This window comes from Desulfovibrio sp. Fe33 (genome assembly GCF_028532725.1).
In the GTDB taxonomy this organism is placed as follows: domain Bacteria; phylum Desulfobacterota; class Desulfovibrionia; order Desulfovibrionales; family Desulfovibrionaceae; genus Pseudodesulfovibrio.
Map to the genome: position 1 here is coordinate 142,170 of NZ_JAQKGU010000004.1, position 26,535 is coordinate 168,704.

Annotated in this window: 27 protein-coding genes; 22 read left to right on the forward strand and 5 right to left on the reverse strand. The window is 61.1% G+C overall.

What is annotated here, in order from left to right:
- Positions 1-19 precede the first annotated feature (19 nt).
- The 16 genes from PSN43_RS07625 (at position 20) to PSN43_RS07700 (ending at position 14,470) form a co-directional block, all read left to right on the forward strand.
- A complete protein-coding gene (locus PSN43_RS07625; RefSeq protein WP_272700129.1) occupies positions 20-397 on the forward strand; it encodes an NADH-quinone oxidoreductase subunit A in 378 nt (125 codons plus the stop codon).
- Positions 376-921 carry an NADH-quinone oxidoreductase subunit B gene (locus tag PSN43_RS07630; protein ID WP_269942339.1) on the forward strand — a complete coding sequence of 182 codons (546 nt, stop codon included), beginning with the start codon at positions 376-378 and terminating at the stop codon, positions 919-921. The genes PSN43_RS07625 and PSN43_RS07630 overlap by 22 nt, the downstream gene beginning before the upstream one ends.
- 2 nt (positions 922-923) lie before the next feature.
- Positions 924-1,451, forward strand: coding sequence for an NADH-quinone oxidoreductase subunit C (locus PSN43_RS07635; RefSeq protein WP_272700130.1), 528 nt, complete (start codon positions 924-926; stop codon positions 1,449-1,451).
- A 42-nt stretch (positions 1,452-1,493) separates the two neighbouring features.
- Positions 1,494-2,666, forward strand: coding sequence for an NADH-quinone oxidoreductase subunit D (locus PSN43_RS07640; RefSeq protein WP_272700131.1), 1,173 nt, complete (start codon positions 1,494-1,496; stop codon positions 2,664-2,666).
- 10 nt (positions 2,667-2,676) lie between these two features.
- Entirely contained in the window at positions 2,677-3,651 is a 975-nt protein-coding gene (gene nuoH, locus PSN43_RS07645) for an NADH-quinone oxidoreductase subunit NuoH (RefSeq protein WP_272700132.1), read from the forward strand.
- 11 nt (positions 3,652-3,662) lie between these two features.
- Positions 3,663-4,250 (forward strand): 4Fe-4S binding protein, encoded by a 588-nt coding sequence (locus PSN43_RS07650; protein ID WP_272700133.1) that lies wholly within the window; start codon positions 3,663-3,665, stop codon positions 4,248-4,250.
- A gap of 1 nt (position 4,251) precedes the next feature.
- A complete protein-coding gene (locus PSN43_RS07655) occupies positions 4,252-4,761 on the forward strand; it encodes an NADH-quinone oxidoreductase subunit J family protein (RefSeq protein WP_272700134.1) in 510 nt (169 codons plus the stop codon).
- A complete protein-coding gene (gene nuoK, locus PSN43_RS07660; RefSeq protein WP_272700135.1) occupies positions 4,762-5,070 on the forward strand; it encodes an NADH-quinone oxidoreductase subunit NuoK in 309 nt (102 codons plus the stop codon).
- A 2-nt stretch (positions 5,071-5,072) separates the two neighbouring features.
- Entirely contained in the window at positions 5,073-6,620 is a 1,548-nt protein-coding gene (locus PSN43_RS07665; protein WP_272700136.1) for a monovalent cation/H+ antiporter subunit D family protein, read from the forward strand.
- Between the two features lie 9 nt (positions 6,621-6,629).
- A complete protein-coding gene (locus PSN43_RS07670) occupies positions 6,630-6,890 on the forward strand; it encodes a hypothetical protein (RefSeq protein WP_272700137.1) in 261 nt (86 codons plus the stop codon).
- On the forward strand, positions 6,880-8,676 hold the full coding sequence (locus tag PSN43_RS07675; RefSeq protein ID WP_272700138.1) for a Na(+)/H(+) antiporter subunit D: 1,797 nt from the start codon (positions 6,880-6,882) through the stop codon (positions 8,674-8,676). The genes PSN43_RS07670 and PSN43_RS07675 overlap by 11 nt, the downstream gene beginning before the upstream one ends.
- 23 nt (positions 8,677-8,699) lie before the next feature.
- Positions 8,700-10,235: a complex I subunit 4 family protein gene (locus tag PSN43_RS07680; RefSeq protein ID WP_272700234.1), complete on the forward strand. Its 1,536-nt coding sequence runs from the start codon at positions 8,700-8,702 to the stop codon at positions 10,233-10,235.
- 12 nt (positions 10,236-10,247) lie between these two features.
- Complete coding sequence (locus tag PSN43_RS07685; protein WP_272700139.1) at positions 10,248-11,705, forward strand: NADH-quinone oxidoreductase subunit N; 1,458 nt, start codon at positions 10,248-10,250, stop codon at positions 11,703-11,705.
- Between the two features lie 785 nt (positions 11,706-12,490).
- Positions 12,491-13,294 carry an EFR1 family ferrodoxin gene (locus PSN43_RS07690; RefSeq protein WP_272700140.1) on the forward strand — a complete coding sequence of 268 codons (804 nt, stop codon included), beginning with the start codon at positions 12,491-12,493 and terminating at the stop codon, positions 13,292-13,294.
- Positions 13,295-13,357: 63 nt separating this feature from the next.
- Positions 13,358-13,933, forward strand: a complete 576-nt coding sequence (locus PSN43_RS07695) for a type I restriction enzyme HsdR N-terminal domain-containing protein (RefSeq protein WP_272700141.1) — start codon at positions 13,358-13,360, stop codon at positions 13,931-13,933.
- A gap of 291 nt (positions 13,934-14,224) precedes the next feature.
- Entirely contained in the window at positions 14,225-14,470 is a 246-nt protein-coding gene (locus tag PSN43_RS07700) for a hypothetical protein (protein ID WP_272700142.1), read from the forward strand.
- Between the two features lie 36 nt (positions 14,471-14,506).
- On the opposite strand, the gene PSN43_RS07705 is transcribed toward PSN43_RS07700, so the two are convergent.
- Positions 14,507-14,725 (reverse strand): 4Fe-4S domain-containing protein, encoded by a 219-nt coding sequence (locus PSN43_RS07705; RefSeq protein ID WP_272700143.1) that lies wholly within the window; start codon positions 14,723-14,725, stop codon positions 14,507-14,509.
- Positions 14,726-14,819: 94 nt separating this feature from the next.
- Complete coding sequence (locus PSN43_RS07710) at positions 14,820-15,833, reverse strand: DUF933 domain-containing protein (RefSeq protein WP_272700144.1); 1,014 nt, start codon at positions 15,831-15,833, stop codon at positions 14,820-14,822.
- Positions 15,834-15,977: 144 nt separating this feature from the next.
- Here PSN43_RS07710 and aroL point away from each other — a divergent pair, with 144 nt between their 5' ends.
- From aroL to aroC, 4 genes are read left to right on the forward strand one after another with little or no spacing between them, the layout of a single operon-like run.
- A complete protein-coding gene (gene aroL / locus PSN43_RS07715; protein ID WP_272700145.1) occupies positions 15,978-16,508 on the forward strand; it encodes a shikimate kinase AroL in 531 nt (176 codons plus the stop codon).
- A gap of 36 nt (positions 16,509-16,544) precedes the next feature.
- Complete coding sequence (locus PSN43_RS07720; protein WP_272700146.1) at positions 16,545-17,909, forward strand: TrkH family potassium uptake protein; 1,365 nt, start codon at positions 16,545-16,547, stop codon at positions 17,907-17,909.
- Positions 17,910-17,928: 19 nt separating this feature from the next.
- Positions 17,929-18,588, forward strand: coding sequence for a potassium channel family protein (locus PSN43_RS07725; RefSeq protein ID WP_272700147.1), 660 nt, complete (start codon positions 17,929-17,931; stop codon positions 18,586-18,588).
- A 17-nt stretch (positions 18,589-18,605) separates the two neighbouring features.
- On the forward strand, positions 18,606-19,670 hold the full coding sequence (aroC, locus tag PSN43_RS07730) for a chorismate synthase (protein WP_272700148.1): 1,065 nt from the start codon (positions 18,606-18,608) through the stop codon (positions 19,668-19,670).
- A 77-nt stretch (positions 19,671-19,747) separates the two neighbouring features.
- Here the strand turns inward: aroC and PSN43_RS07735 are convergent, their stop codons facing one another.
- The 3 genes from PSN43_RS07735 to PSN43_RS07745 all read right to left on the reverse strand — a co-directional run bounded on the left by PSN43_RS07735 (position 19,748) and on the right by PSN43_RS07745 (position 23,665).
- Positions 19,748-20,359 (reverse strand): DUF2238 domain-containing protein, encoded by a 612-nt coding sequence (locus tag PSN43_RS07735; protein ID WP_272700149.1) that lies wholly within the window; start codon positions 20,357-20,359, stop codon positions 19,748-19,750.
- 3 nt (positions 20,360-20,362) lie between these two features.
- Positions 20,363-20,701 (reverse strand): hypothetical protein, encoded by a 339-nt coding sequence (locus PSN43_RS07740; RefSeq protein ID WP_272700150.1) that lies wholly within the window; start codon positions 20,699-20,701, stop codon positions 20,363-20,365.
- Between the two features lie 249 nt (positions 20,702-20,950).
- Positions 20,951-23,665 (reverse strand): M16 family metallopeptidase, encoded by a 2,715-nt coding sequence (locus PSN43_RS07745; protein WP_442874866.1) that lies wholly within the window; start codon positions 23,663-23,665, stop codon positions 20,951-20,953.
- A 369-nt stretch (positions 23,666-24,034) separates the two neighbouring features.
- Here PSN43_RS07745 and PSN43_RS07750 point away from each other — a divergent pair, with 369 nt between their 5' ends.
- Positions 24,035-24,685 (forward strand): succinate dehydrogenase/fumarate reductase cytochrome b subunit, encoded by a 651-nt coding sequence (locus PSN43_RS07750; protein ID WP_272700152.1) that lies wholly within the window; start codon positions 24,035-24,037, stop codon positions 24,683-24,685.
- Between the two features lie 13 nt (positions 24,686-24,698).
- A complete protein-coding gene (locus tag PSN43_RS07755) occupies positions 24,699-26,534 on the forward strand; it encodes a fumarate reductase flavoprotein subunit (protein WP_272700153.1) in 1,836 nt (611 codons plus the stop codon).
- Position 26,535 lies beyond the last annotated feature (1 nt).

Genomic DNA, 26,535 nt, shown 5'->3' on the forward strand with positions numbered 1-26,535 from the left:
TACTGCCAAAGGATGGGGTATGATTTTCGACTGGCTGCATTTTGCAATCGTTTTGTTTTTGCTCGCTGGCTTGCTCTTTGCCATCGGGCCGTTGATCCTGGCAGGACTGCTCGCCCCCAAAGCGAGGGGAGGGGATATCGGAATGCCGTACGAGTGCGGCATGGTCCCCTACGGCAGTTCGTGGGCTAGGTGGGGTGTATCCTATTATGTATACGCCCTGATCTTCCTGGCCTTCGACGTTGACGTCCTTTACCTCTTCCCGGTTTCCACGGCGTATGCTGACGCCGAGGGCTGGGTTCCGTTCGTGAAGGTTTTCATCTTCCTGTTTTTCCTTATTCTTTCCGTCATCTATTTTTGGGCGAAAGGGGTGTTCACATGGCCGCGCAGGATTCAGTAGTGCAACAGGATATGCTGACGACCGGCGGTCACCATATGGATCCGCCCATCGTCAACATGAAACTGGCTCAGGACATCTTCGACGTCTGCCGTTCCATGTCCCTGTGGCCCATGACCTTCGGTCTGGCCTGCTGCGCCATCGAGATGATGGCCACCGGCATGGCCCGGTTCGACATGGCCCGGTTCGGGGCGGAGGTCTTCAGGCCCTCGCCGCGCCAGTCCGACGTGATGATCGTGGCGGGCACCGTGACCAAGAAGATGGCGCCGTCCGTGGTCCGGCTCTATGAGCAGATGCCCGGTCCCAAGTGGGTCATCGCCATGGGCAACTGCGCCATCTCCGGCGGTCCCTTCAAGATCAAGGACAACTACAACGTGATCCAGGGTGTGGACACGCTCATTCCCGTGGATGTCTACGTGCCGGGCTGTCCGCCCAGGCCCGAAGGTCTTCTCGAAGGGTTTTTCGAGCTGCAGCGCCTGATCACAGGTAAACGCTGGTGGCCCGTCGCCGCCAAGGTGGAGGGCTAGCCATGTTGCAGGCTTTGGAAGGGGTGGCGACACTGTGCGTTGCCAAACAGGACCCGGCCGTTACGGGGCATGTGTGGTCGGTCTTTCTGGCTCCGGGCCAGATCGTCAAGGCCGCGAGGAAACTGCGCGAAGCCGAGTATTCCCTTGAGGATATATTCGCCATGGACTTCGAGGAGGGGTTCCTCGTGCAGTACCATTTCAACAGATGGACCATAAACGAACGGATCGTCCTCCGCGTGCTCTTGAGCAAGGACAATCCGGTGGTCCCGTCCATCGACTCCGTTTTTTCCGGGGCCGAATGGCATGAACGCGAGACCCGTGATTTCCACGGCGTGGTCTTCGAGGGCAATCCGAACCTCGTGCCGTTGCTCCTGGCGGTGGAGGACAAGGATCTCTCCCCGTTGCGCAAGGACGCCAAGACGCGCAAATCCATCAAGGATGTGCTCGCCTTGGGTGAAGTCGTGTCCTGTTCACGGGAAGTGGAAGCATTGTTTGCGGAAGCGGAGGCCGGGGAGGCCTCCGATGCGTAGGCCGGGGCGACCGGTCGGTATTAAAAACCGGACTGAGAGTATATGTCGGCTTACCAAAATTTAGAACAGATGAAGGGTGATTTCTACACCCAGAAGTTCGAGGCCGGGAAGCAGGACGGTACCTTGATTATCAACATGGGTCCGCAACACCCGTCCACGCACGGCGTTTTGCGGATCGTGATCGAGGTTGACGGCGAATACATCGTTCGCGCCGAGCCCGTGCTGGGCTACCTGCACCGAATGCATGAAAAAATGGGCGAGACCCAGACCTGGGGAGGATTCATCCCCAACATGGGCCGCGTCGACTACGGCCACGCCATGGCCTGGAACTGGGCCTACGTGGGCGCTGTCGAAAAACTGATGGGCATCGAGGTGCCGGAAAGGGCGGAGTATCTGCGGGTCATCATGACCGAGTTCAACCGTCTGACCTCCCACCTGTTGTGGTGGGGCGCCTACATCCTCGACCTCGGGGCGTTTACGCCCATCATGTACGCCTTCGATGATCGTGAAATGATTCTGGACATCCTGCAGAGGCCGTCGGCCTCCAGGCTGACCTACAGCAATTTCCGCGTCGGCGGCCTGCAGATGGATCTCGACGACAAGTGCATAGAGTTGATGAAGGAATTCATCCCGCACTTCCGCGCGAGACTGCCCATGTATCATGATCTCGTCACCGAAAACCTTATCCTCCGGCGTCGAGTCGAGGATATCGGCATCATCGACCAGGACATGTGCCGCCGTTACGGCTGTACCGGTCCCGTGCTGCGTGGCGCCGGAGTCCCCTACGACGTGCGCAGGGCCGAACCGTATTCGGTCTACGACCGTTTCGATTTCGAGATTCCCACGCAGGATTCCTGCTGTTCCATGGCTCGCTACAAGGTCCGTCTCGCCGAGATGGAGCAGAGTATGCGCATCATCGAGCAGGCGTTGGAACAGTTGCCCTCCGCCGAGGGCGGCTACATCGTGGACAAGGCTCCCAAACCGGCGATGAAACCGCCGGCGGGCGAGGCCTACTTCAATGTGGAAGGTGGCCGCGGGAAGATCGGCGTCTACGTCGCTTCCGACGGCGGCAAGGTCCCGTACCGTATCAAGCTGCGCGCACCGGGTTTTTCCAACCTGAGCGCGTTCGCCGAGGCCGCCAACGGCACGCTCCTGGCGGATGCCGTTGCCATCCTGGGCAGCTTGGACCTGATTATTCCTGAAATCGACCGGTAGGGGGAAATCAATGAATGCATTCTTAAGTAATCTGATACCGTTGATCATTGCAGCGGTTGCCGCCATGATCTGGCTGGGGCTCAACGCCCTGGTGTGGGTCTACTGCGAGCGTAAGTTCGCGGGCCACATCCAGCGCCGCCCCGGTCCCTTCGAGGTCGGCCCCCACGGCGTGTTGCAGCCGCTCATCGACGGTTTGAAACTCATGGGCAAGCAACTCCTGACCCCGGACAACGCGGACGCCGTCCTTTATTGGCTCGCGCCTCTCCTGTCCATGCTGCCGGTGCTGCTGCTCTTCCTGCCCATCCCGTACGGCCCGGTGCTGATCGGCATGGACGTCAACCTTGCCCTGCTCCTGATCCTGGCCTTCTCCAGCTTCAACGGACTGGCCGTCATCCTGGCGGGCTGGGCCTCCAACAACAAGTGGGGCGTTCTCGGCGCGGCCCGTGCCGTGTCGCAGACCGTGGCCTACGAAATCCCGCTGCTGCTGACCGTGTTGACCGTGTCCTTCATGACCGGCAGCCTGAGCCTGCTGGATATCACTCACATGCAGGACGGCCATATCGGCAACTGGTTTATCTGGAAGCAACCCCTGGCCTTCATCATCTTCATCATCGCCATGTTCGGCGAAACCAACCGCGCTCCGTTCGACCTGGCCGAGGCCGAGTCCGAGCTGACCGCCGGTTTCCACACCGAATATTCGTCCATGGGCTTCGGCCTCTTCTTCATGGCCGAGTATGGCTATATGGTGGTCATGTGTTCCGTCTGTTCCGTCCTGTTCCTGGGCGGGTTTAACGGCCCCTTCCCCGGCATTGAGGGATGGTGGTGGATGCTCATCAAGACCTACGCGCTGCTGACGCTCATGGTCTGGGCACGTTGGACCTTCCCCCGCGTTCGGTTCGACCAACTGCTGAACATCAACTGGAAATGGTTGCTGCCGCTGGCCACCGCCAACCTGTTGGCCACCGCGCTGATCATGAAGTTGTAGGGGGAGTAACAATGGGTAAATTCAAGGAAAATGTAATTCAGCCGCTCATTGACTGCTGGTCCCTGATTGTCGGCCTCAAGATCACGGGCAAGTATTTTTGCAAGCCCCTGGTCACGGTCCACTATCCGCGCCAGGTCATCGACGACGAGAATCTGGAAACATACGGCGGGCATGTCGAGCTTATCGGCAAGCCCAAGGATCCGGCCACGCCCAAGTGCATCTCCTGCATGATGTGCGTGACCAACTGCCCGAGCAAATGTCTGACCGTGGTCAAGTCCAAGCCTCCCAAGCTCACCGCCGAGGAGGAAGCGGCCATGAAGGCGGCCGAGGAAGCGGGGGAAAAGGTTTCGAAGCCCAAGGCCCCCAAGAATCCGGCCAAATTCCTCTACGATTATTCCCTGTGCTCGCTGTGCGGCACCTGCATTGAGAATTGCCCGGCAAAGTCGCTCAAATTCTCCAATAATATCTATTGGGTGGCGACTTCCAGGAAAGAGATGAAAATCGATCTTCTCGCCCGGCTCAAGGAACAGGCCACGGAGCTTTCCGCGCCTGTCCCCAAGACCGAGGCCGTTTCGGCCGCGGCGGAGAAGGAGGCGTAATATGGAAGTCTTGGCAAAAATAGCATTCGGCGTGTACACGCTCGTCATTTTGGGCGGGGCCGTTCTCGCCGTGTCGAGCAGCAGCCTGGTGCGGGCCCTCATCGGCCTGATTACCACGCTCATCGGCGTGGCCGGGATGTATCTCCTTCTGGCGACCCCGTTCATGGCCTTCATGCAGTTGCTCATCTATGTCGGCGCGGTCAGCGTCCTGATCTTCTTCGCGGTCATGCTGACCCGGGCGGAGAAGGGCGGCGACGAGGCGGGCGCAGCGCCCATGAAGCGCTATGTCTACGGACTGGCTGCCACCATGGCCCCGGCGGCCCTGTTGGGCTGGCTGGTCCTGACCCGGCCCTCTGAGTCCGTGTCCGTGCCGGTGGAAGTGACCATCAAGCAGCTCGGTGAAGGGTTGCTCGAATCCTACTTCCTGCCCTTCGAACTTATCTCGGTCATCCTGATGGTCGCCATGTCCGGCGCCGTCCTGTTGGTCTGGGAAAAGAGGGGGAAGAAATAAATGAGCGCATTGACCTTATACCAAATCGTCGCACTGATTCTCCTGTGCGCGGGCCTGTACGGCCTGACCCAGCGCAGGAGCCTTGTCGGCATGTTGATCTCGGTGGAGCTGATGCTTAACGGCGCGGGCCTGTCCATGGTGGCGGCGGCGCAACTGACCGACTTCAGCGCGGTCCTGGGGCAGCTCGGAACCCTGTTCGTCATGGGGCTGGCCGCTGCCGAAGCCACGTTGGTCCTGGCCATGATCGTGGTGGTCGCAAGACGTTTCAAATCCGCCAAATCCAGTGACATCACTACCCTGAAGGAATAGCTATGATGGAAGGTGTAACTACATACAGCCCAATTCTTCTGCCGGTGGTGTTCACGCTCCTCACGCCTCTTTTCATCTACCTTTGTCGGGGGGATGATAACCGGCGTGAGGCGATCAGCTTCATCGGTGCGTTCCTGACCTTCGTTTCGGTGCTTTGGATGGCGCCGAAAGTCCTCTCCGGACAGGTCCTGTACTACCACGTAACCACCATCCTGCCGGGCATCAACATAGCCTTCGCGGCGGACGGGCTGTCCATGGTCTTCGCCCTGATCGCCCCGTTCCTCTGGTTCTTCGTGACCAGCTACAACATCGGCTACATGCGCGGGCTGAACGAGCACGCGCAGACCCGTTATTACGTCTGCTTCGCGGTGGCCATCTTCGGCGCCGTGGGCGTGGCCCTGTCGGCCAACGTGTTCACGCTCTACCTCTTCTACGAGGTCATCACCGTGTTCACGTACCCGCTGGTCTATCACCATGAGGATCAGGAGGCCAAGATCGGAGCCCGCAAGTACATCATCTACTTGATGGGTACCTCCAAGCTCTTCCTCCTGCCCGCCATGGTCCTGACCTACGTGCTGGTCGGCAACCTCGACTTCAACCTCACCGACATTCAGCACGGCATGTTCTCCGCCCAGGTCGTGGCCGAGCATCCCAGACTGGTGGCTCTCACCTACTGGCTGTTCATCTTCGGCATCGGCAAGGCGGCTCTCATGCCGTTCCATAACTGGCTTCCGTCGGCAATGGTCGCGCCCACTCCGGTTTCGGCCTTGCTGCACGCTGTGGCGGTCGTCAAGGCGGGCGTCTTCTGCGTCAGCCGCATCGTGCTATCGGCCTTCGGCACCAAGACCGCCGCGGCCCTGACCATGAGCCAGATCTACGTCGGCTCGCCCGGCACCTGGCTCGGCGACCTGAGCATCGGTTTGGGCACGGCCTACATCGCGGCCTTCACCCTGACCGTGGCCTCGTTCATCGCCCTGACCAAGGACGACATCAAGGCGCGGCTGGCCTACTCGACCGTGGCCCAGCTCTCTTACGTCGTCATCGGCGTGACCATGCTGGTGGATACGGCGGTGCAGGGCGGCGTCATGCACATCGCTCACCACGCCTTCTCCAAGATCACGCTCTTTATGGCCGCAGGCGCCATCTACGTCGCCTGCCACCTGAAGAAGATCAGCCTCATGGACGGCCTGGGACGCCGTATGCCGCTGACTTTCGGCGCATTCGGCATCGCCTCCCTGTCCATGATCGGTATGCCGCCGGCGTGCGGCTTCGTCTCCAAATGGTACCTGGTCAACGGCACGCTTGATTCGCACCAGTGGCCGCTGCTCTGCGCGCTGCTCCTCTCGACGGCGCTCAACGCGGGCTACTTCGTGCCCATCACCTACCGGGCCTTCTTCAAGAAGCCCCGGCCCGAGGCCAATATCGGCCAGTACAACGAGCCGTCCATGACCATGGTCATTCCGCTGTGCGTAACGGCGTTCATCTCGGTGTTCTTGGGTCTGTATCCGCAGACGTTCCTGAACTTCGTCAACGCTTTCGGCAAGTTCTAGGGGGTATATATGAGTCAGAAAGGTTTAGGCGAGATCCTCGCCAAATGGAGAGACAACTGGAAGACGTGGAGGACCATCTTCTTCGTCACGCTGGGCGTGCTTTTGCTGCTCAACGTCCCGTTCGTCACGCATCACCCGCACTTCGGCCTCGATAAGTACCCCGGGTTCTTTGCCGGATTCGGCCTTGTCGTCGGGCTGGCCATGGTCATCATCATGAAGAAGATCGTCCAGCCGTTCATCGCCCGCAAGGAGGACTACTATGGGGACTGATATCTTCATTCACCCCGCCGCGGGCTTCCTCATTCTGGCCTTGCTGGTGCCGTTCGTGCCCACAAGCCTGTGGAAGAACAAGGCGTTGCGGGGAGCGCTGGCCATCATACCGCCGCTTGTCGCCATCTACTCCATCTTTTCGGTGGAGCCGGGGCTTTATGGAAACCTGCATTACCTTGACCAGACGCTGACCTTCGGGCGCGTGGACAAACTGTCCATCGTCTTCGGCCAGGTCTTCGCCGTCATATCCTTCATCGGCTGCATCTACGGGATGCACGTGGAGGACAGGGGGCATTATGTCTGCGCCTCCCTGTACGTGGCGGGCGGATTCGGCTGCGTGTTCGCGGGCGATCTGCTGGCGGTCTTCCTGTTCTGGGAACTGATGTCCATCGGTTCCACCTTCCTTATCTGGCAGGCCAGAACCAAGGAATCCGTCAACGCCGGTTTCCGCTACTTCCTGTATCACACCGTGGGCGGCCTTTTCCTGCTGGCCGGCCTGCTGCTCAAGTACAAGGCCACCGGCGGATTCGCCTTTGACGGCGTCAACCCGGCCGAGGCCCATCTCTACGATTGGCTGATCCTGGCCGGATTCTGCGTCAACGCCGCCGTGGTGCCTCTGCACGCATGGCTGCCCGACGCCTACCCCCGCGCCTCCGTGGCGGGTGCCGTTTACATGTGCGCCTTCACCACCAAGACCGCGGTTTACGTCCTCTGCCGGGGCTTCGCCGGTTGGGAGGTTCTGGCCATAGCCGGTACGGTCATGGCCATCTACGGAGTGCTCTTCGCGTGCATCGAGAACAACGCCCGGCGCATTCTGTCCTATCACATCGTTTCCCAGGTCGGTTACATGGTGGCCGGCATCGGCATCGGTACGGCCATGACCCTCAACGGCGCCGTGGCCCACGCCTACGCGCACATCCTGTATAAGGGCCTGCTCTTCATGGGCACCGGCGCGATTCTGTACTCGGTCGGCACGGCCAAACTGGACGAACTGGGCGGCCTGGCCACCAAGCTGCCCTGGGTGATGGTCTGGTACATGGTCGCGGCTCTTTCCATCTCCGGAATGCCGCTGTTCAACGGCTTCATCTCGAAGACCATGACCATTGCCGGCGCAGCCGAACACCACCGCACCTTCCTTGCCCTGGGCATGGAGATCGCGGCTGTCGGTACGTTCATCTCGGTGGGCATCAAGCTCCCGTACTTCGCGTTCTGGGGACGCAAGAAGGAGTTCACGGGCGAGGTCAAGCCGCTGCCCGTCAACATGTACGTGGGCATGGCCATCTGCGGCCTGCTGTGCATCGCACAGGGCGTCTACCCCGATATGCTCTATCGCTACCTCCCCATGGAAGTGGAGCACGCCTTTGTTCCCTGGACCATGGACAAGGTCATCAACTCGGGCCTGCTGCTCGGTTTCTCCGGCCTGGCCTTCTACCTGACCCGCTACATCATCACCCCGCACAAGGCGCTCAACCTGGACTTCGACTGGTTCTACCGCCTCATAGGCAAGGTGACCATGAAGGTCTTCTGCTGGCCTTCGGCCAAGGTGGACGACATCTGGACCGAGGTCTACCGGACCGTCGGCCTGCGGGCGCTCATCGGCATGGGTGACGGCACTTCCTGGTTCGACAAGAAGGGCATCGATACGGTGGTGGACGGCAGCGCCTACACCGTCAGGAACCTCGGAAGGCTGGGGGCCAAGGTCCAGACAGCCAACCTGCAGGACTACCTGGCGTTGGCCGCCGTTCTGGGTTTGGGCATCTTCGCCCTGGTATGGTACTTCGGCTAAGCCGGACAATCTAAGGAGAGCTCATTTTGGACTTCGGATATCCGGTACTCACGATATTGATCGCATTCCCGCTCGTTGCGGCGTGCGGACTCTTCTTCCTGCGGGCTCCGCAGGTGGTGAGATACTACACCATGGCGGTGTCCCTCATCGAGTGTCTGCTCGCAGTGCCGCTCACGGGCTTCAAACTCAACGCCGATTTCCAGTTCGTCGAGAAGATAGACTGGGTCCACCAGTGGGGCCTGCAGTACTACCTCGGTGTGGATGGAATCAGCATACTCATGGTCCTGCTGACCATCGCGGTCCTGCCGCTGTGCGTCATGTGCTCCTGGACCTACATCGGTAAGCGGGTGAAGGAATTCCACTTCTGCCTGCTGTTCATGACATCCGCGGTGCTCGGCGTGTTCTGCGCCCTGGACCTGGTCCTGTTCTACGTGTTCTGGGAAGCCATGCTCATCCCCATGTACCTGCTCATCGCGGTCTGGGGCGGCGACGACCGCAAGTACGCGTCGCTCAAGTTCTTCCTGTACACCCTGGCGGGGTCCACTCTGCTCCTGGCGGCCATCGTGGCCTTCAGGGTCACGGGCGGGACCTTCTCCATTCCGGACCTGATGCAGATGAACTTCAGCTTCCGCTTCCAGTTCTGGGCCTTCCTGGCAATGGCGCTCGCCTTCGCCATCAAGGTCCCCATGTTCCCGTTCCATACCTGGCTGCCCGCGGCTCACGTGCAGGCGCCTTCGGCGGGTTCCGTCATTCTGGCGGCAGTCCTGCTGAAGATGGGAACCTACGGTTTCCTGCGCTTCTGCCTGCCGTTGACCCCGGCGGCTTCGGAATACTTCGCCCCCATGATGATCGCGATCTCCATCGTGTCCATCCTGTACGGCGGAGCCATCGCCCTGGGCCAGACGGACATCAAGAAGCTGGTCGCCTACTCTTCGGTGGGCCACATGGGCTTCGTCACCTTGGGTATATTCCTGTTCAACCAGCGCGGTGTTGAAGGCGCGCTCTTCCAGATGCTCAACCACGGCATCGTCACGGGCGCGCTCTTTATGATGATCGGCGCGGTCTACGAACGCAGCCACAGCCGTGAAATCTCGAACAACATGGGCCTGGGCAAGTACCTGCCCGCCTTCATGTTCTTCTGGGGGCTGATGGCGCTTGCGTCCTTCGGCTTCCCGGGAACCAACGGGTTTGTCGGCGAGATTCTGGTGTTCATCGGCGCTTTTGAGCAGTCCACGATTCTGGGTATGCTCCTGGTTCCCGGTGCGCTCCTGGGGGCGGCCTACATGTTCCGAGTGTCTTTGAAGTTGGCCTGGGGCAAGCCCAGCACGGCCAAGACCTGGCGCGACCTCAACGCCCGCGAGTGGATCTACCTGACCATTCCGGCCGTGTTCGTGTTCTGGATCGGCCTTGCGCCCACCCCGTTCTTCAAGATCATCGATCCCTCCGTGAACAAGCTGCTCGAAGACTTCGACAGCCGGAAGGTGGCTGTCGTGGAAATCGTGCAACCGTTGCAAACAGCCGCCGCTGACGTCTTGAACGCTACGGCGGAAAAGGAATAGGGGGATAACGACGTGAACTTCAACATCACTGCGCTTGTCCCGGAGCTGTTCTTCCTCTGCATGGTGCTGGCCCTCATGGTCCAGTCCCTCGGCAGCAGGGAGTGGAAACCGCCTGTCGAGCGGTGGCTGCCTTTCGGCGCCTGCGCCGCCTTCTTCGTGACCATCACCGGCTTCCATCTGCACGGGACCATGTTCTGGGACGTCTACAAAGTGGACCTCATGTCCCAGTTCTTCAAGATCGTCATCACGTTCGGCTTCTACGTGGTCGTCCTCAACGCCTCGCGCCAGCCCACCCTTGAGGAGGGCAAACGGGCCGATTACTACATGTTGCTCGGCTTCTCCACCCTTGGCCTGATGCTGCTCGCCTCCTCCGTGGAGCTGATCACCATCTACCTGGCCCTGGAGCTGGCCTCCTACTCCATGTATGCGGTCATCCCGCTGCGCGCCAAGGACAAGGGCGCGGCCGAGGCGGGCATCAAGTACATCATGTTCGGCGCGGTCGCCACGGCTCTGGCCCTGTACGGCTTGTCCTACATCATGGCCACCCAGCACACGACCTACATCGCCGAGCTCATGAACAAGTCCTGGTCGTTCGCCGACCAGCCCATGGCTGTTGTGGGCCTGTCGCTCTTCCTGGGCGGCATGTTCTTCAAGCTGGCCCTGTTCCCGTTCCACTTCTGGTGCCCGGACGTCTATCAGGGCGCCAGCAACGAGACCGCCGCTTTCGTGGCGACCATGCCCAAGATGGGCGCCATAGTGGTCCTGTGCCGCCTGGCCGTGCTTCTCAAGCCCGGTCTGGAGATCACCACCATCCTGGCGGTGCTGGGTGCGCTGTCCATGACCTTCGGCAACCTGTCGGCCCTGGCCCAGACGGACATCAAGAGGCTGCTCGGCTTCTCGTCCGTGGCCCATGCGGGCTACATCATGGTCGGCCTGGTCTCCGGCACCCCCGAAGGTATCGGCGCGGCCGCCTTCTACGGCATGGCCTATCTCGTGATGAACCTGCTCGTGTTCTGGGTCGTCAGCCGTGTGGCCTCGGATGGCCGCAATCTCAAGCTGACCGACCTGAACGGCCTGTACAAGAAGGCTCCGGCCCTGGCGTTTTCGCTGGCCGCAGGGGCCTTTGCCCTTGTCGGCCTGCCGCCGACCATGGGCTTCATGGGCAAGTTCTTCCTCATCACCTCGGCTTGGGACCACGGCTACAACTGGCTGGTCATTACCCTGGTGTTGAACTCGGCCATCGCCATCTACTACTACCTGTCCCTGTTCCGCCACGCCTTCACGGAAGAGAAGACGCCCACAGAAGTGGCCCCGCCCGACAACGGCTGGTTCGCCTCCGCAGGCGCGGGGATGCTCGCTGCGGCCGTGCTCGTTATCGGCATGATCCCGGCTCCTTTGTTCAACTTCGCCATCAACGCGGGCAAGACCCTGTACGGCATCACCGTCACCTTCAGCGGCGGCGGTCACTAACAGGTTGCGTTACCAATAGGAAAGGGGCGGAAGCAGAGCTTCCGCCCTTTTTTTCTGGGACCTCTATATTCACCCACTTTCGCGGCAGAACGCCACGGAGCGAAAAAGCCCGCGCCGAAGGCGCAAACAAGGGATGCAAGGGTGCGAGCCCTTGCCCGCCGGAGGCGAAATCACCCGACTATGGCCGCGAAGCGGCTTTCAACACCTGATTTTTCTCTTCAGAGAATCAAAACAGTACCTCCCTTATTCGGACCCTAACATATTCACCCACTTCCGCGGCAGAACGCCACGGAGCGAAAAGCCCGCGCCGAAGGCGCAAACAAGGGATGCAAGGGTGCGAGCCCTTGCCCGCCGGAGGCGAAATCATCCGACTATGGCCGCAAAGCGGCTTTCAACACCTGATTTTTCTCTTCAGAGAATCAAAACAGTACCTCCCTTATTCTGGCCCTGATATATTCCCCCACTTTCGCGGCAGAACACAGCAGAGCGAAAAAGCCCGCGCCGAAGGCGCAAACAAGGGATGCAAGGGTGCGAGCCCTTGCCCGCCGGAGGCGAAATCCTCCGACTATGGCCGCGAAGCGGCTTTCAACTCCTGATTTTCTTCATCCGGAGTTCAAGAGGGAGCCTGGCTCTTCGTGGCGCGATTGACCCTCATGGGGGAGAGGGGCTAGAACTATGGGGCTGCAATACATGGCGGTTGAGACATTGGCGGGAGCGCGTTGAGGGATCGCGCTTTTTGGAAAAGTAAAATTGGCGCGATTATTTCAATAACAGGAAGGCTTTTCATGCGTATCTATTCCCTGAAACTGGCTTATTTCTCCCCCACCGGAACCACTGCATCCATTATTGAAGCCTTGTCGCGCGGACTGCGGTACGGCGATGCGGAAGACTTGGATATTACTATGGAGGACGCGCGCGGCCAGTCGCTGAGCGCATCCGCAAACGATCTTCTCGTGCTGGCCGTGCCGGTTTATGGCGGGCGGGTTCCCGTTCTTTTGGGCCGGTGGCTCGAAGGGGTACGCCTGGACCGGACGCCCGTGGTCTGCGTGGTCGTGTACGGCAATCGCGACTATGACGACGCGCTGCTCGAACTGACCGATATCATCCGGTCGCGTGGCGGCGTTCCGGTGGCCTGTGCGGCCTTTATCGGCGAGCATTCCTTCTCGACTCCGGCGACGCCTGTAGCCGTCTCCAGGCCGGACGGCGAGGATCTTCGGCTGGCCGAGACCTTCGGCAGCAAAGTGCGCGAACTCGTGGACTCCCTTTCGTCCGTGGATGAGGCCTCGGACCTCGCCGTGCCGGGCAACCGTCCCTATCGGGAGTTGAAGAAGGGCGTCCCCGTGGATTTCATCGAAGTCAGCGACGCCTGTATCCAATGCGGCACCTGCGCAGAACGGTGTCCTGTCGGAGCCATTGCCGAGGGCGGATACGACAGGACCGACGCCGAAAAATGCATCAAGTGCTGCGCCTGCATCAAGTTCTGTCCCGAGGGCGCGCGTACAGCCAGGGCCGACAGTCAGGTCGCAGAATTCGGCAGGCGGCTGACGGCTTCGTGCGCGGAGCGGAAGGAACCGGTGTGGTTCCTCTAGTCAGCGTCCCGCCTTGCGTCGGACTTCCGGGCGATTTATCCTAAAGGGAAAGGGAGGATTTTCATGCACGAGACAAGCCTGGGCGGCACGCTCCGCGATTACCTTTCCGGTGAGGAGATAGACGAGACCACCTTCGAGGAGTTCCGCCAACTTCTGGCGAGGCTTCTGGTGGAGGAGAAGGGCTATCCCAAGGACCGGCTCAAGGCCAAGGTCCCGTTGAAGTATTGCGTTGAAGGAGAGGAGTATGAGCGGCCCATCGATTTCGTGCTCTATGACGAGCAGGGCAGGCCCGTATTTCTAGTTCTCTTCTGCGCGGGTGAAGTGGCCACCTTCGAGCGCGAAACCGTGTGCGCGGCCCGGCTCATTGAGGGCGGTCCCGTCCCCTATGCGTTGGTCACCGATACCATGGATGCCACTCTTCTGGATGTCCGCACCGGCGAGGAGGTCGCCCGGAGCATGGACGCCGTCCCCGATTACGAGCGCCTCATGCGGATGGTGGACGAAGCGAAAATCACGCCTCTAACCGATGAGCAGCGGGAACGGCAGACCCGCGTCTTCCACACCTATTGCGGCTTTGTGTGCGGCGATCATTGCGAATGCTCGCTTCCACCCATGCCGTCCTTTCCGTTGAAAAAATAGAGTGGTCAGGTGTCCGAAGAAATCATCGTCAAATACAACATGCGCTCCCTTGATCGCGGGTTGCGTCTTTGTGTGCCTGATAAGCGGCGCGATGATAGTGTTCGGCTGGGGAACGCTGGACCATCCCGGGCCGCGAGACAATCCCGAGGCGTTCATTGGGTTTGGTGCGTTCGGCGTGGTCTGGGCGGTCTGGAAGATACGTGCTCTGGCTTCAGGTAAGCCGTATCTGGAGACGAGCGAGGACGGTATTTCGTCGGCGCGGGCCTGCATTGCTATATTCCTTGGGAGAACGTGGAAGATATCTCCATTCGCCGCGATGAAGACAAGGGGGATGTTTGCGCCATCCGTTTGAAGGATTCGGGCAATGTCTATTCCGACAAGTTGTCCCTCCGGCTGCTGCGCAAAGACTTCACCAGCGAATTGCCGGTGGACCTCATGCCGGGGCTGTACACGTCATGGTCCTGTAACAGGCTGACGGACGCTTTGCGTGAGCGCTGGAAACTGGAGCTGGACCGGATGCGGAAAAGCCGGGCATAAGCCCGGCTTTTTTGGTGGAAATGAGGTTGGAGCGGGTCAGCAGTCCACGAAGACGATACAGCCTTCGGGGCATGAGTTCATGATGTCGCGGACTTCCTCCTCGGTGACCTTGGAACGGCACACGTAAGGCATGTCCAGGGCATCATCCCACTGGAAAACGTCGGGGTTGAGGTCGATGCACCCCATGCAGGAGCGGCAGTCCCCCAACTCGATGGCCACTTCACGATGCTTTGTACAGGTATTGGTATCGCTCATAAATTAATAATAGTTATCAACGATCGTTTTGGCAAGCGCAATCGCACCATAAAAGAGGTTCGGGCCAAGCCAGCTTTTCCCCGTCACGGTCAGGCTATACGTTGAACCGGAACTCGATGATGTCGCCGTCTTTAACGATGTAGTCCTTGCCTTCCAGCCGGGCCTTGCCCGCTTCCTTGACCTTTTTGAAATCGCCGTAGGTCAGGAAGTCGTCGTAGCCGATGACTTCGGCGCGGATGAAGCCCTTTTCGAAATCGGTGTGAATGACGCCGGCCGCCTGGGGCGCTGTGGAGCCGACGCGCAGGGGCCAGGTGCGGCATTCGTCCTCGCCCGCCGTCAGGAAGGATATCAGCCCGAGGAGCTGGTAGGTCTTGGCGATGACCTTGTCCAATGCGGATTCCGTAATGCCCAGATCGCTCAGGAACATGGCCTTCTCTTCGGGATCGTCGACCTCGGCCAATTCGCGTTCGAGTTTGGCCGACACCGCGATGTGGGCCATGCCGAGGGTGTCCTCAGGAAGTTTGCAATCGGCTTCTTCGCCCTCGGGGCAGTTCCAGGCGTAGAGGATGGGGCGGGCGGAGAGAAATTTGTAGCCCCGGAGTTCGGGCAGTCCGCAAATCTCAGCATCCGCGCGCAGCGGGCGTTCCTCTTCGAGCATGGCCAGCGCGCGTTTCAGGGCGGTCTCCTCCTTGGGGTCCACCAGGGCCTTGTTCTTCTTGCCGTCGGCAGCGAGTTTTTCCAGCCTTTTCTCGATGACGGCCATGTCCGAAACCATCATGTCCGCCTCAATGGCCTGCCATTGGTTTTGCGGATCGTTCATGCCCGAGAAGCCGTCGAGCACCCCAATGAAGCAGTCGTAGGGACGAACCTCGTTGAGCACCCGCTCGCCCAGTCCCGTGCCCTTGCCGCCTCCGCCGGGGATGTCCAGGTATTCGATTTCGCTGTAGGTGACTTTCTTGGGGTTGAAGAGCGCGATGAGCGGGTCGAGCCGGGCGTCCGGGACCTTGACCATGGCCCGATTGCCCGAAGCGGCCGCATCGGGGCCCGCGAGGGCGGCGAAGAGGTCGGTTTTGCCTGAGCCTGAGAAACCGAAGATGGCGGTTTTCATGTAATTCTTCCTCGCTGAAACGGGTGGCTGGGAAAATGCCCATGGGGGGCATGGCGGAAGGTATCAGCTATCGGCGGGAATGCAAAGCGGATGGGGCCGGGCAAATCATTGAATGCGGGGCGGTTTTCCCTTACGGTGCTCGGAATGCACAAGGCGAGGAACATCTATCTCATCGGGCCGCGCGCTTGCGGAAAGACCAGCGTGGGCCGTGCTCTGGCCGAACGGTTGGGGCTGAAATTCGTGGACACGGACCACGCCTTTGCCGAGGCCGTGGGCATGGACATCGCGTCGTTTGTCGAGGCCAACGGTTGGGACGCCTTTCGCGACGAGGAGTCAAGAACGCTCGAACGCGAAGCCGCGCCCGGCGGACGGGTTATCGGCTGCGGCGGCGGCATTGTCCTGCGCGCGGAGAACCGGGCCGTGCTGGCCGGGGGACTGACCCTCTATCTCAAGACCGCCCCGGAGGAGCTGGCGCGGCGGCTGTCGGCCGATCCGATCGCTTCCCAGCGTCCATCCCTGACCGGCAAATCTCTGGCTGACGAAGTCCGTGAGGTCTTGGAAGAACGCGCCCATCTGTACGAAGGATGCGCGCATCACGTCGTCGAAGGCGGGGACCTGGATAGTGTCGCGGAGCGGGCGTACGCGATCGTGAAGACCTTTCCCGAGCGTTTTTGACAGGTTGGCCCGTCAGGCATATAAGCGTGGAGGACCATGCGCACTAAAGTCTTTTCGCCGTACTGGATGCCGGTCTGGTTCTTTGCCGGGGCCATACTGATCGGCGCAATCATTCTGCACCTGGACGTGAGCCACCCCGGCGGCTCGCTGTCCTTTGTGGACGCCGTGTTCACGGCGACTTCGGCCATGTGCGTCACCGGCCTGGCCGTGGTGGATACCGGCTCCTATTTCTCCACCCTCGGTCTGGACGTCATCCTTGTCCTCATCCAGCTCGGCGGCTTGGGGATCATGACCTTCACTACCCTCATTATCCATCTGCTCGGACGGCACGTTTCCCTGACGGACCGGCTTGCCGTGGGTCAATCCCTGCTGCACGACCCGTCCTTCAGCCTTGCCCGGTTTATTGTCCGCGTGGTGGCCTGGGCCTTTTCCTTCGAAGCTGCGGGGGCCATCTGCCTGTGGCTTTTGGACCCGGTGGGTTTTTCCCCATATTCGGCGGTGTTTCACTCGGTGTCGGCGTTCTGCAACGCCGGGTTTTCCCTGTATCCCGATTCCCTGACCCAATGGTCCGCGAACGGCGGGGTCAACATGGTCTTTATCGTGCTTATCACGGCCGGAGGGCTGGGATTCTACGTGCTCAACGAGTGCGGCATTCTGATCTGGAGTGCGATTTTCAGGCGGAACGGACGCCGGCTGGGCCGACCGCGCATGAGCTGGCATACGTCCATTGTGCTCAAGACCTCCCTTATCCTGGTGGTCGTCGGGACGGTGGTGATATTTGCGGCCGAGGGCGCGGCGGGCAACGCGCCGGATAATTTTCTCGAACATTTCTGGAACGCCCTGTTCCAGTCGGTGACGTGCCGCACGGCGGGTTTCAACACCGTGGATATCGGCGGCATGACAAATGTGTCTCTGGCCTTCATGATGGTCCTGATGTTCATAGGAGGCTCGCCGGGGTCCTGCGCGGGCGGCATCAAGACCACCACCTTCCGCGCCCTGGTCGGCTTCGTCTGGGCGGAGTTCAGGGGATGGGAGCAGGTGCGCATCGGCCGGTTCGCCCTGGACCAGAAGGCCATGAACAAGGTTGTTTCCCTGGTGACCATGAGTCTGCTCCTGGTGGGAGCCGGCACCATGGTCCTGACCGCGCTGGAAAGCGGGGACAGTTCCTATCTCATGGCGCGCGGCGAGTTCATCGCCGACATGTTTGAAACCATTTCCGCCTTTGCGACGGTGGGCCTGTCCACGGGCATGACCCCGTTGCTCAACGACGTCGAGCGGGTGGCGCTCATCGTGCTCATGTTCGTGGGGCGGCTGGGACCGATCTGGATGCTGTCGGCCCTTCAGAGCTGGCAGACCGAGCGGCGTTTCAAGGTGCCGACCTCCACGCTGCCCTTCGGTTAGACGACAAGGAGAAGTTTCAATGGCTGATAAAAAGGAAATCGCCGTCATCGGCCTGGGCAAGTTCGGGTTCTCCCTGGCCAAGGCCCTGACCGAGCTCGGTCATTCCGTGGTCGGTGTGGATATCGACCCCGAGTATGTGCGCCGTGCGCAGGACATCATCGCCCAGGCCTATGAGGCGGACGCGACCGACGAGAAGATGCTCAGCCAGATCGGCATTCAGGAGTTGGACCGAGTCATCGTTTCCACGGGCGACTCCATGGAAGCGAGCATCCTGGTGGTCCTGAATCTCCAGGCCGTGGGGGTCAAGAATATCTGGGTCAAGGCCATCAGCGAGGCCCATGAGCGGGTGCTGTACAAGCTCGGGGTGCCTTTTGTGGTTTTCCCGGAGGCGTTTGTCGCGGCTCAGATGGCGAACCGTCTTACCGCGCCCGGCCTGCAGGAATACTTCGGGCTCGGCAAGGATGTGGCGGTGCGCGAGATTATCGTGGACAACTGGGTTGGAAAGACCTTGCGTGATCTTGAGCTGACCAACAAATATCAGGTGCAGGTTATCGCCTTTCGGCTGGCCGGGGAGTCGGAATTCCATTTCGTTCCGCAGGCGGACAGGGCGCTCAAGGCAGGGGACGTGCTGGTCATTCTCGGCAGGACCGAGGACATCATGCGCGTGGAAAAATATTAGTCAGGCATGGAGCGAGTATGAGCGGCAACACCTTCGGGCACATTTTTCGGCTGACCACCTTCGGCGAGTCCCATGGCGCGGGCCTGGGCGGCGTGGTGGACGGCTGTCCCCCGGGCATTCCCCTGGACGAATCCATCATTCAGCTTGAGCTGGACAGGCGCAAGCCGGGCCAGGGAGGACTCGCCTCGACAACCCGCCGGGAGCCGGACCAGGTGCGCATCCTGTCAGGCGTGTTCGAGGGCCGGACCACCGGCACGCCCATCGGCTTTTTCGTGGAGAACACCAACCAGCGTTCTCACGATTATTCCAAGATCAAGGACGTTTTCCGCCCCGGCCACGCGGACTTCACCTACAATGCCAAGTACGGCTTTCGCGATTATCGCGGTGGCGGACGCTCCTCGGGACGCGAGACCGTGTCCCGCGTGGCGGGCGGGGCCATCGCCCAGGAACTGCTTCGGCTCGAAGGCATTTCCATCCACGCCTATACCGTCGAACTGGGCGGTATTCCGGCCGAGGTGAGGGATTACGAAAACGCGCAGGACAGGCCCTATTTCAGTCCGGACCCGGATGTGGTCGAAACGTGGAACGAGCGCGTCACCGAGGTCCGCGACGACGAGGACACGTTGGGCGGCGTGGTCGAGGTCCGCGTCACCGGTCTTCCCGCCGGTCTCGGGGAGCCTGTCTTCGGCAAGTTCGACGCCCGCGTCGCCGGAGCGTTGATGTCCGTGGGCGCCGTCAAGGGCGTGGAGATAGGTTCCGGCATGGCCGCGGCGCGTTCGCTGGGCAGCCTGAACAATGACCCCATCGGTCCGGACGGCTTCCTTTCCAACAACGCGGGCGGCATTCTCGGCGGCATATCTTCCGGCCAGGACGTCATCGCCAGGGCCTACGTCAAACCCATCCCGTCCATTCTCCAAGAACAGCGGACCGTCACCACCAAGGGCGAACCGACTTTCATCATGGTCGGCGGCCGTCACGACATCAGCGCGATCCCTCGCATCAACCCGGTACTCAAGGCCATGATGGCCCTGACCGTCGCGGACCTTCTGCTCCTCGACAGGCGGCTGGGCGTGCGCGAGTAATCGTCGTTTGCAGAACGTAAAAAACGGGGCCGACGCATCTCAATGCGTCGGCCCCGTTTTCTTTACCTGGTGCGTACTCAGGCTCTCTCGGGCTTGATGCCGGAAAAGACGAAGAGAATCAGCGCCGTGACCGCGCCCAGCGTGTCGCAGAGCATGTCGGTCTGGGCGTCCCAGATGTCGCCCTGGGAGCCGAGAAACTCGATGCCCGCTTCGCCGCCCGCCAGCACGGCGTACCACCACTCGATGATCTCGTAACCGGCGGCCAGGGCCATGATGGCGAACAGGGAGAAGAGATGGACCACCACCGGCTTCGCCAGGTTCCTGCGGGTCAGGAATTCCGCGATGGGAAAGGCATAGAAGCCTATGGAGTAGTGTCCCAGCCGGTCGAAGTGGTTACGCTCGAAGCCGAACAGGTCGGTGATGAAGTCGAAGGGCACGTTGGCGAAAGTGTAGTGGCCGCCGATGGTGTGCAGGACCAGCCAACAGGCCATGAGGGCATAGGCTAGGTTGGAGAAGCGGAAGGCCCGGTAGGTGGCGGCCAAGAGCAGGAAGGCCGCCATGACCGGAATGTTCTCGGCCCACCATACGTCTCGCATGACGGGGTTCACCGCCAGCGCCGTCCAGAGAACGAGAAACGCGGCGGCCAGGCCGTGGGGGAACCAGCGAGACAGGACGGATTCGTTTCCCATGTCTTACTTGAGCTTTTTCAGGCGGACCGCCGTGCCGTAGCAGGAGTAGTACTTGTCGCCCTCGGGATGGAAGGCCACGGACTCGCGGTAGCCGACGATGGCGTCGGCGTTGACGTCCACGGCCTGGGCCATGAGGCCGTAGAAAGCGTTGTCGAAGACGTAGCTGCGGCAGACCAGAAGTCCGAAAGCGGACTGGATGTCGCGGCCCGGCACGCCTTCGGTGGTGACGATCTTCATCTTCCCGGCCATGTAAATGTCCCTGGCCACAGTCAGGCGCTGGTCCGTACTGATGTCGTCCTTGTCTGTTGCCTGTTTCCTGGGCGAACCGAATATAAACGCCATGCGTCTCCCCTCGATGTAGGTAACTGAAAGTTGTCGTTCGCGATTTGTAGCGCACCGGGAGACGGGGGGCAACCCTTTGGACGGGCTGCCGGAAGCTTGGGGCCGACCTGATGGCGTCCGGGGACCACGGCATTGAGGCTCTCGGCGTGTTTTCCTCGACGAGGCAAAGCGGCCGGGGCCGGTCTGGATTGGGCAAGAAAAAAGAGAGGCCGGTATCACCGGCCTCTCTTTTTTTTGTTGTCATGGCGACTACGGAGTGACCTTCATGAGGTACGCCTTGGCCGGATCGAGGTATTCCTTGACCATGGCCTGGATTTCGGCGGGGGTGACGGTCTGGGCCCGTTCGATGAGCTTCCGCTCGTAGTCGAGGTCGAAGCCTCGCGATTGGAGGCTGGCGGCCTCGCGGCTGCGGGAAAGCAGGGATTGATGTTCCTGGTAGTAATCGCCGGTGAGGATGTTTCGCGCACGGTCGATCTCGTCCTGCGGCAGGGCATTGGCGGCCAGTTCGCCCAGCACCTTGTGGAATCCGGCGATGGACTGGTCGACCTTATCCGGGCCAGTACCGATGTAAAGGGCCATGAACCCGGTGTTGCGGCTCTGCCAGAGCATGGCGGTGACCGTGTAGGCAAGCCCCTGCTTGTCGCGCAGGTCGCGGAAGAGCAGCCCGGACTGGCCCGCCAGGGCGGCGCGCAGCAGTTCGAGCTTGGACGAAGCCTCCAGGTCGGTCTTGCCCGGGGTGGGGAAGACCATCAGGAGGTGCGCCTGGTTCCGGTCGGGCAGGTGCAGGGCCTCTTCCTTCTCGGCTCCCCATTCGGGATTGGCGAAGGTATATTCGCCGGTGGGCGCGGTCAGCGTTTGGGCTATGCGCTCGGCAAAGGCCTCCATGGACGCCTGATCGAACCGGCCGCACACGGCCAGGGTGAAGGGTTGCATGGACTGGATGCCCCAGAACCGCATGATGTCGGCGGTGGTGAACTGCTCGACGCCTTCGGGAGTGCCCTGATGAAGCAGGGCGTAAGGGCCGGTCTTGTAGAGGAACGGGAAGAGATGCCGGAAGGCCAGGCCGAGGGGCCTGTCCTCGCTTTGCTTGATGGCCGCGATCTGGTCCTGCTTGGCCCGGTCCACCTCGGTCTGGTTGAAGGCCGGAGAGGTCAGGGTGTCGGCGATGACCGGGAGCACCTGATCGGTGAACCGGGTGGGGAACTTGGCCTCCAGGGCGAAGACGTTGCGTCCGGCGGTGGAGCCGAGGCTGGCCGCATGGTCGGACAGGAAATCCTGCAATTCGGTGGCGGACATCTGCAAGGTTCCCCTGGTCAGGGTGCTGGCGGTCAGGGCGGCCAATCCCTGCTGGGAGGGGGTGAGTTCGCCGTCGCCGCCGGTCCAGTACATGGACATGGCCGTGTAGGGCAGGGTGTCGTCGGGCAGGAGGATCAGCTTGGAGCCGCCGGGCAGGGCGACTTCGGCCGGACCCGCGGCCTGTTCCGCGGCCTGCTTGGCTTCGGCCGCCTTTTTGCTGGGCCAGTTGGCCTTGGTGATGCCGGTCAAACCTTCGGCGGATACCTCGGCGTTTTCGGGCGTGAGCACGGCCAGGGCGAGACGGTCCGGCCGGATGTATTCGTCGAACAGCCGCTTGAGCTCGGCGCGGTTCACCTGGCTCAGCGCGAAGAGATAGTTCTTTTCGGCCTGCTCGCCGTTGTCGAGGAATTGGAAATAGCCGAGCTTGCCCGCCAGGCCGGACAGGGTCTCCTTGGCCAGGAACAGGCTGTTTTCAAGGTTCAGGCGGGCGCGTTCGATTTCGCGGTCGGTGAAGTCCGCCGGATCGAAGGAAGCCATCTCCTTGTTAAGCTCGGTCCAGAACTCGTCGACCTTGTCGGCGTCGAGCACGGCATGGACGTAGAGCATCCCGCCGCGTTCGAGGGAGAGCGGCGCGATGGAGATGTCGTCCACCATCTGCTTCTCATATTTGAAAGTCCTGTAGAGCCGCGAAGTGTCGTCGCCGCCCATGAGCTGGCAGAGCATCTCCAGGCCCGGGATTTCGGCCGAGGTCCCGTAGGGGATGGGGAAGGCCGCCCCCATGTAGACCTTGTTCCACTTGCCGGTCAGCTTGACCGCCTGCGGACCTTCGCCCGCCTCGGGGATGGGCAGGGGCGCGGGCGGGGTGAAGGAGCGGGTGTTGGAGAGGCCGCCGACCAACTCGTTCGCCTCGGCCAGGATCTTGTCGGGATCGACCTTGCCGACCACGGCCAGGAGCATGGACTGCGGCTGGTAGTGGGTGGCGATGTACTGCTTTATCTGCGGCCGGGTGAGGCCCGATACCGTGTCGCGGAAGCCGATGATCGGCCATTCGTAGCTGGTGTCCTTCCAGACCATGGACTGGAGGGTCTTGAACAGCTTGCTGGTGGGCGTGTCTTCGCCGCGCTCAAGCTCTTCGAGGACGACCTTCTTTTCGCTTTCCAGCTCCTTGGGATCAATGGTCTGGTGGAAGGCCATGTCCGTGACCACGTCCATGCCGAGTTTCCATTGGGTTTCGGGCACTTCGACGTAGTAGACGGTGTAGTCGAAGCTGGTGGCCGCGTTCAGGCTGCCTCCCACGGATTCGATCTGCCGGGCTGTTTCGCCGGGGCCTCGGTTGTCGGTGCCCTTGAAGACCATGTGCTCAAGCAGATGGCTGATGCCCGCGATTTCGGGCGTTTCGTAGGCGCTGCCCGCGTGGACGTAGAGGCGGACGTTGACCAGCGGAAACCTGTCGTCCTCCTTGATGAGCACGGTCAGGCCGTTCTTGAGCTTGACGATGTGCGTCGCGCCCTGGTCGTCACCGTCCAGGGAGGGGAGGGTAGCCGCTGTGGCGGTCTGGGATGCCGGGGTCGGGGAGGAAACGGTTTCGGTTCTTTTATTCATAGTCGCGGTTTGGCAGGCCGCAAGGATCAGCGTGAGCCCTGCGAGCAGTAACAGTTTTCGGAACATGGATACGACTCCATAAAGTTGGTCTTACTTTTTGCGGTCGCATTGAATCGATTTCAATACGGCCAATAAGGTAAGTCCTGGTGCCGGAATGGCAAGTCGGCGGAAGGGGCCACAGCCGGAGCAGAGTGACCCTACCCGAGCCTGCCTGAAATGGAAACCGGAAAAGGGGACGGTAAGCGTTGCCGTTTCCGGAGCGGGAAAAGGGAGCCGCGGCGCGTTTCCCGAAGGGGTATTCCGTTTTCGTTTTCTCGCCCGGCGGTGAGGAGTCGATGAGATGACCTTGGAGATATTGACAGAATTCTTTTTTCCGGCCTACGTATGCAAACGATTATCCAAGGTGTTTCCGTATCCAACCAAACGGAGGAATGAATGTCCATAAGTTACGCGCCGGCTGGCAAAACCGGCAAGTGGGACGGTGTCCTGGATTGGCTGCAAATGCTGTCCGGCGTCAGCCTGATTCTATTCATGTGGTGCCACATGCTGCTGGTTTCCAGCGTGGTCATCAGTCCCCGGCTCATGAACGCCATTGCCGAGTTTTTCGAAGCGACCAGAATGGCCCAGGTGGGCGGCCCGCTTATTTTTCTCGTTTTCCTGACGCACTTCGTTCTGGCCGCCCGCAAGATTCCCTTTCATTCCGAAGGACAGAAGACCATCTGGCAACATGCCCGGATGATGCACCATGGCGATACCTGGCTTTGGGTGATCCAGGTGGTTTCGGCCATGCTCATCCTGGTCATGGGCTCCATTCATATGTGGGTGGTCCTGACCGACCTGCCCATTACGGCCGCCAAGTCCGCAGCCCGCGTCCAGAGCGGGTTCTGGGCCGTCTTTTATTTGTTCCTGCTCCCCCTCGCCGAACTGCACGTGGGCATCGGCTTCTATCGCATCGGGGTCAAGTGGGGATTCGTCAAGGATCGGGAGCGCGGCAAGTTCAAGCGCGGCGAGAACCTGCTCACCTTCATATTCATCGGCATCGGCCTGATTACCCTGGGCCGTTTCCTTTTCCTGAGCGTCAACTAACGGAGAATACGCCATGCAAACTGTCTACACCGATTTTCTTGTTGTCGGCGCGGGCTTGGCAGGCGAGCGCGCTGCCGTGGAAGCGGCCGAAGCCGGTTTCTCCGTCGTCTGTCTGAGTCTGGTCCCGGCCCGGCGGTCCCATTCCTCCGCCGCGCAGGGCGGGATGCAGGCCTCCCTGGGCAACTCCGTCATGGGCGAGGGCGACTGTCCCGACGTTCATTTCGCGGATACGGTCAAGGGCTCCGACTGGGGCTGCGACCAGGAAGTCGCCCGGTTGTTCGCGGACACCGCTCCCATCGAGATGCGCCGCCTGGCCCATTGGGGCGTGCCGTGGAACCGCGTGGTTCCGGGTAAATCCATCTATTACAAGGGCGGCAAGCAGTATGAAAAGGTCGAGGCCGAGGAAAAAGAGGGGCTGATTATGGCCCGTTCCTTCGGCGGCACGGCCAAATGGCGCACCTGCTACACCTCGGACGGCACGGGCCATGCGGTCATGTGCACCATGGACAACCGTTGCGCCGAGAAGGGCGTGGAGGTCCACGACAAGACCGAAGCCATAGCCCTGCTCCAGGACGGCGAGACCTGCTTCGGCGTGGTCGCCCGCTGCCTGCGCACCGGCGAATTGCGCGTCTACCTGTCCAAGGCGACCATGATCGCGGCGGGCGGATTCGGCCGCATCTACCCGAACACCACCAACGCGGTCATCTGCGACGGCGGGGCGCATACCATGTGCGTCGGCACCGGCGTGGTTCCCATGGGCAACATGGAGGCCGTCCAGTTCCATCCAACGGGCATCGTGCCCACCGACATCCTGGTTACGGAGGGCTGTCGGGGTGATGGCGGCACCTTGCTTGATGTGGACGAGAAACGGTTCATGCACATCTATGAACCGGAGAAAGCCGAGCTGGCCTCCCGCGACGTGGTTTCCCGCTGGATGACCCATCACATGCGCGAAGGGCACGGCGTGAAGTCGCCCTACGGCGAGCATCTCTGGCTCGACATCCGCCACCTGGGCGCGGAACATATCACCGGCAAGCTGCGCGAGGTTTACGAAATCTGTACCTCGTTCCTGGGCGTGGACCCCATTCATCAGCTTATCCCGGTGCGCCCGACCCATCACTATTCGATGGGCGGGGTGCGCACCAACAAGGACGGGGCCGCCTACGGTCTCAAGGGGCTGTTCGCCGCAGGCGAGGCCGCCTGTTGGGACATGCACGGCTTCAACCGGCTGGGCGGCAACTCCCTGGCCGAAACCGTGGTCGCGGGCGGCATTATCGGCCGCAAGGTAGCCGAATATCTCGAAGGATGCGAGACCGAGTTCAAAACCGGGCTCATCAACGACGAGGTCGGCAGGCAGCAGGCCCGCATCGAAGCGCTGATCTCCGGGGCCAACGGCTCGGAGAACGTCTACAAGGTCCGGGCCGCCATGCAGGAGGCCCTGCACAAGGGCGCGAACATCTTCCGTACTCAGGAAGGGCTCGAAAAATGCGTGGCCGAATTGCAGGAGGCTCTCATCCGGGCCAAGAAGGTCGGCTTGCGTTCCAACGGCAAGGGCGTCAATCCGGAGCTGGCCGCAGCCCTCAAGCTTGAAGGCCAGGTCAAGCTCGCCCTGATGATCGCCTATGGTGCGCTCATGCGCACCGAGTCGAGAGGGTCGCACAACCGCGAGGATTTCCCCGCGCGCAACGACCGCGACTGGCTGACGCGCACCCTGGCCTACTGGAAGAAGCCGGAGGACACCCTCCCGACGCTTGAATACGAGCCCGCCACCACCGTTGTGGAAATCCCGCCGGGCGATCGGGGATACGGCCATTCGCAAATCATCAGCGCCGACGACAAGAAGGAATAGA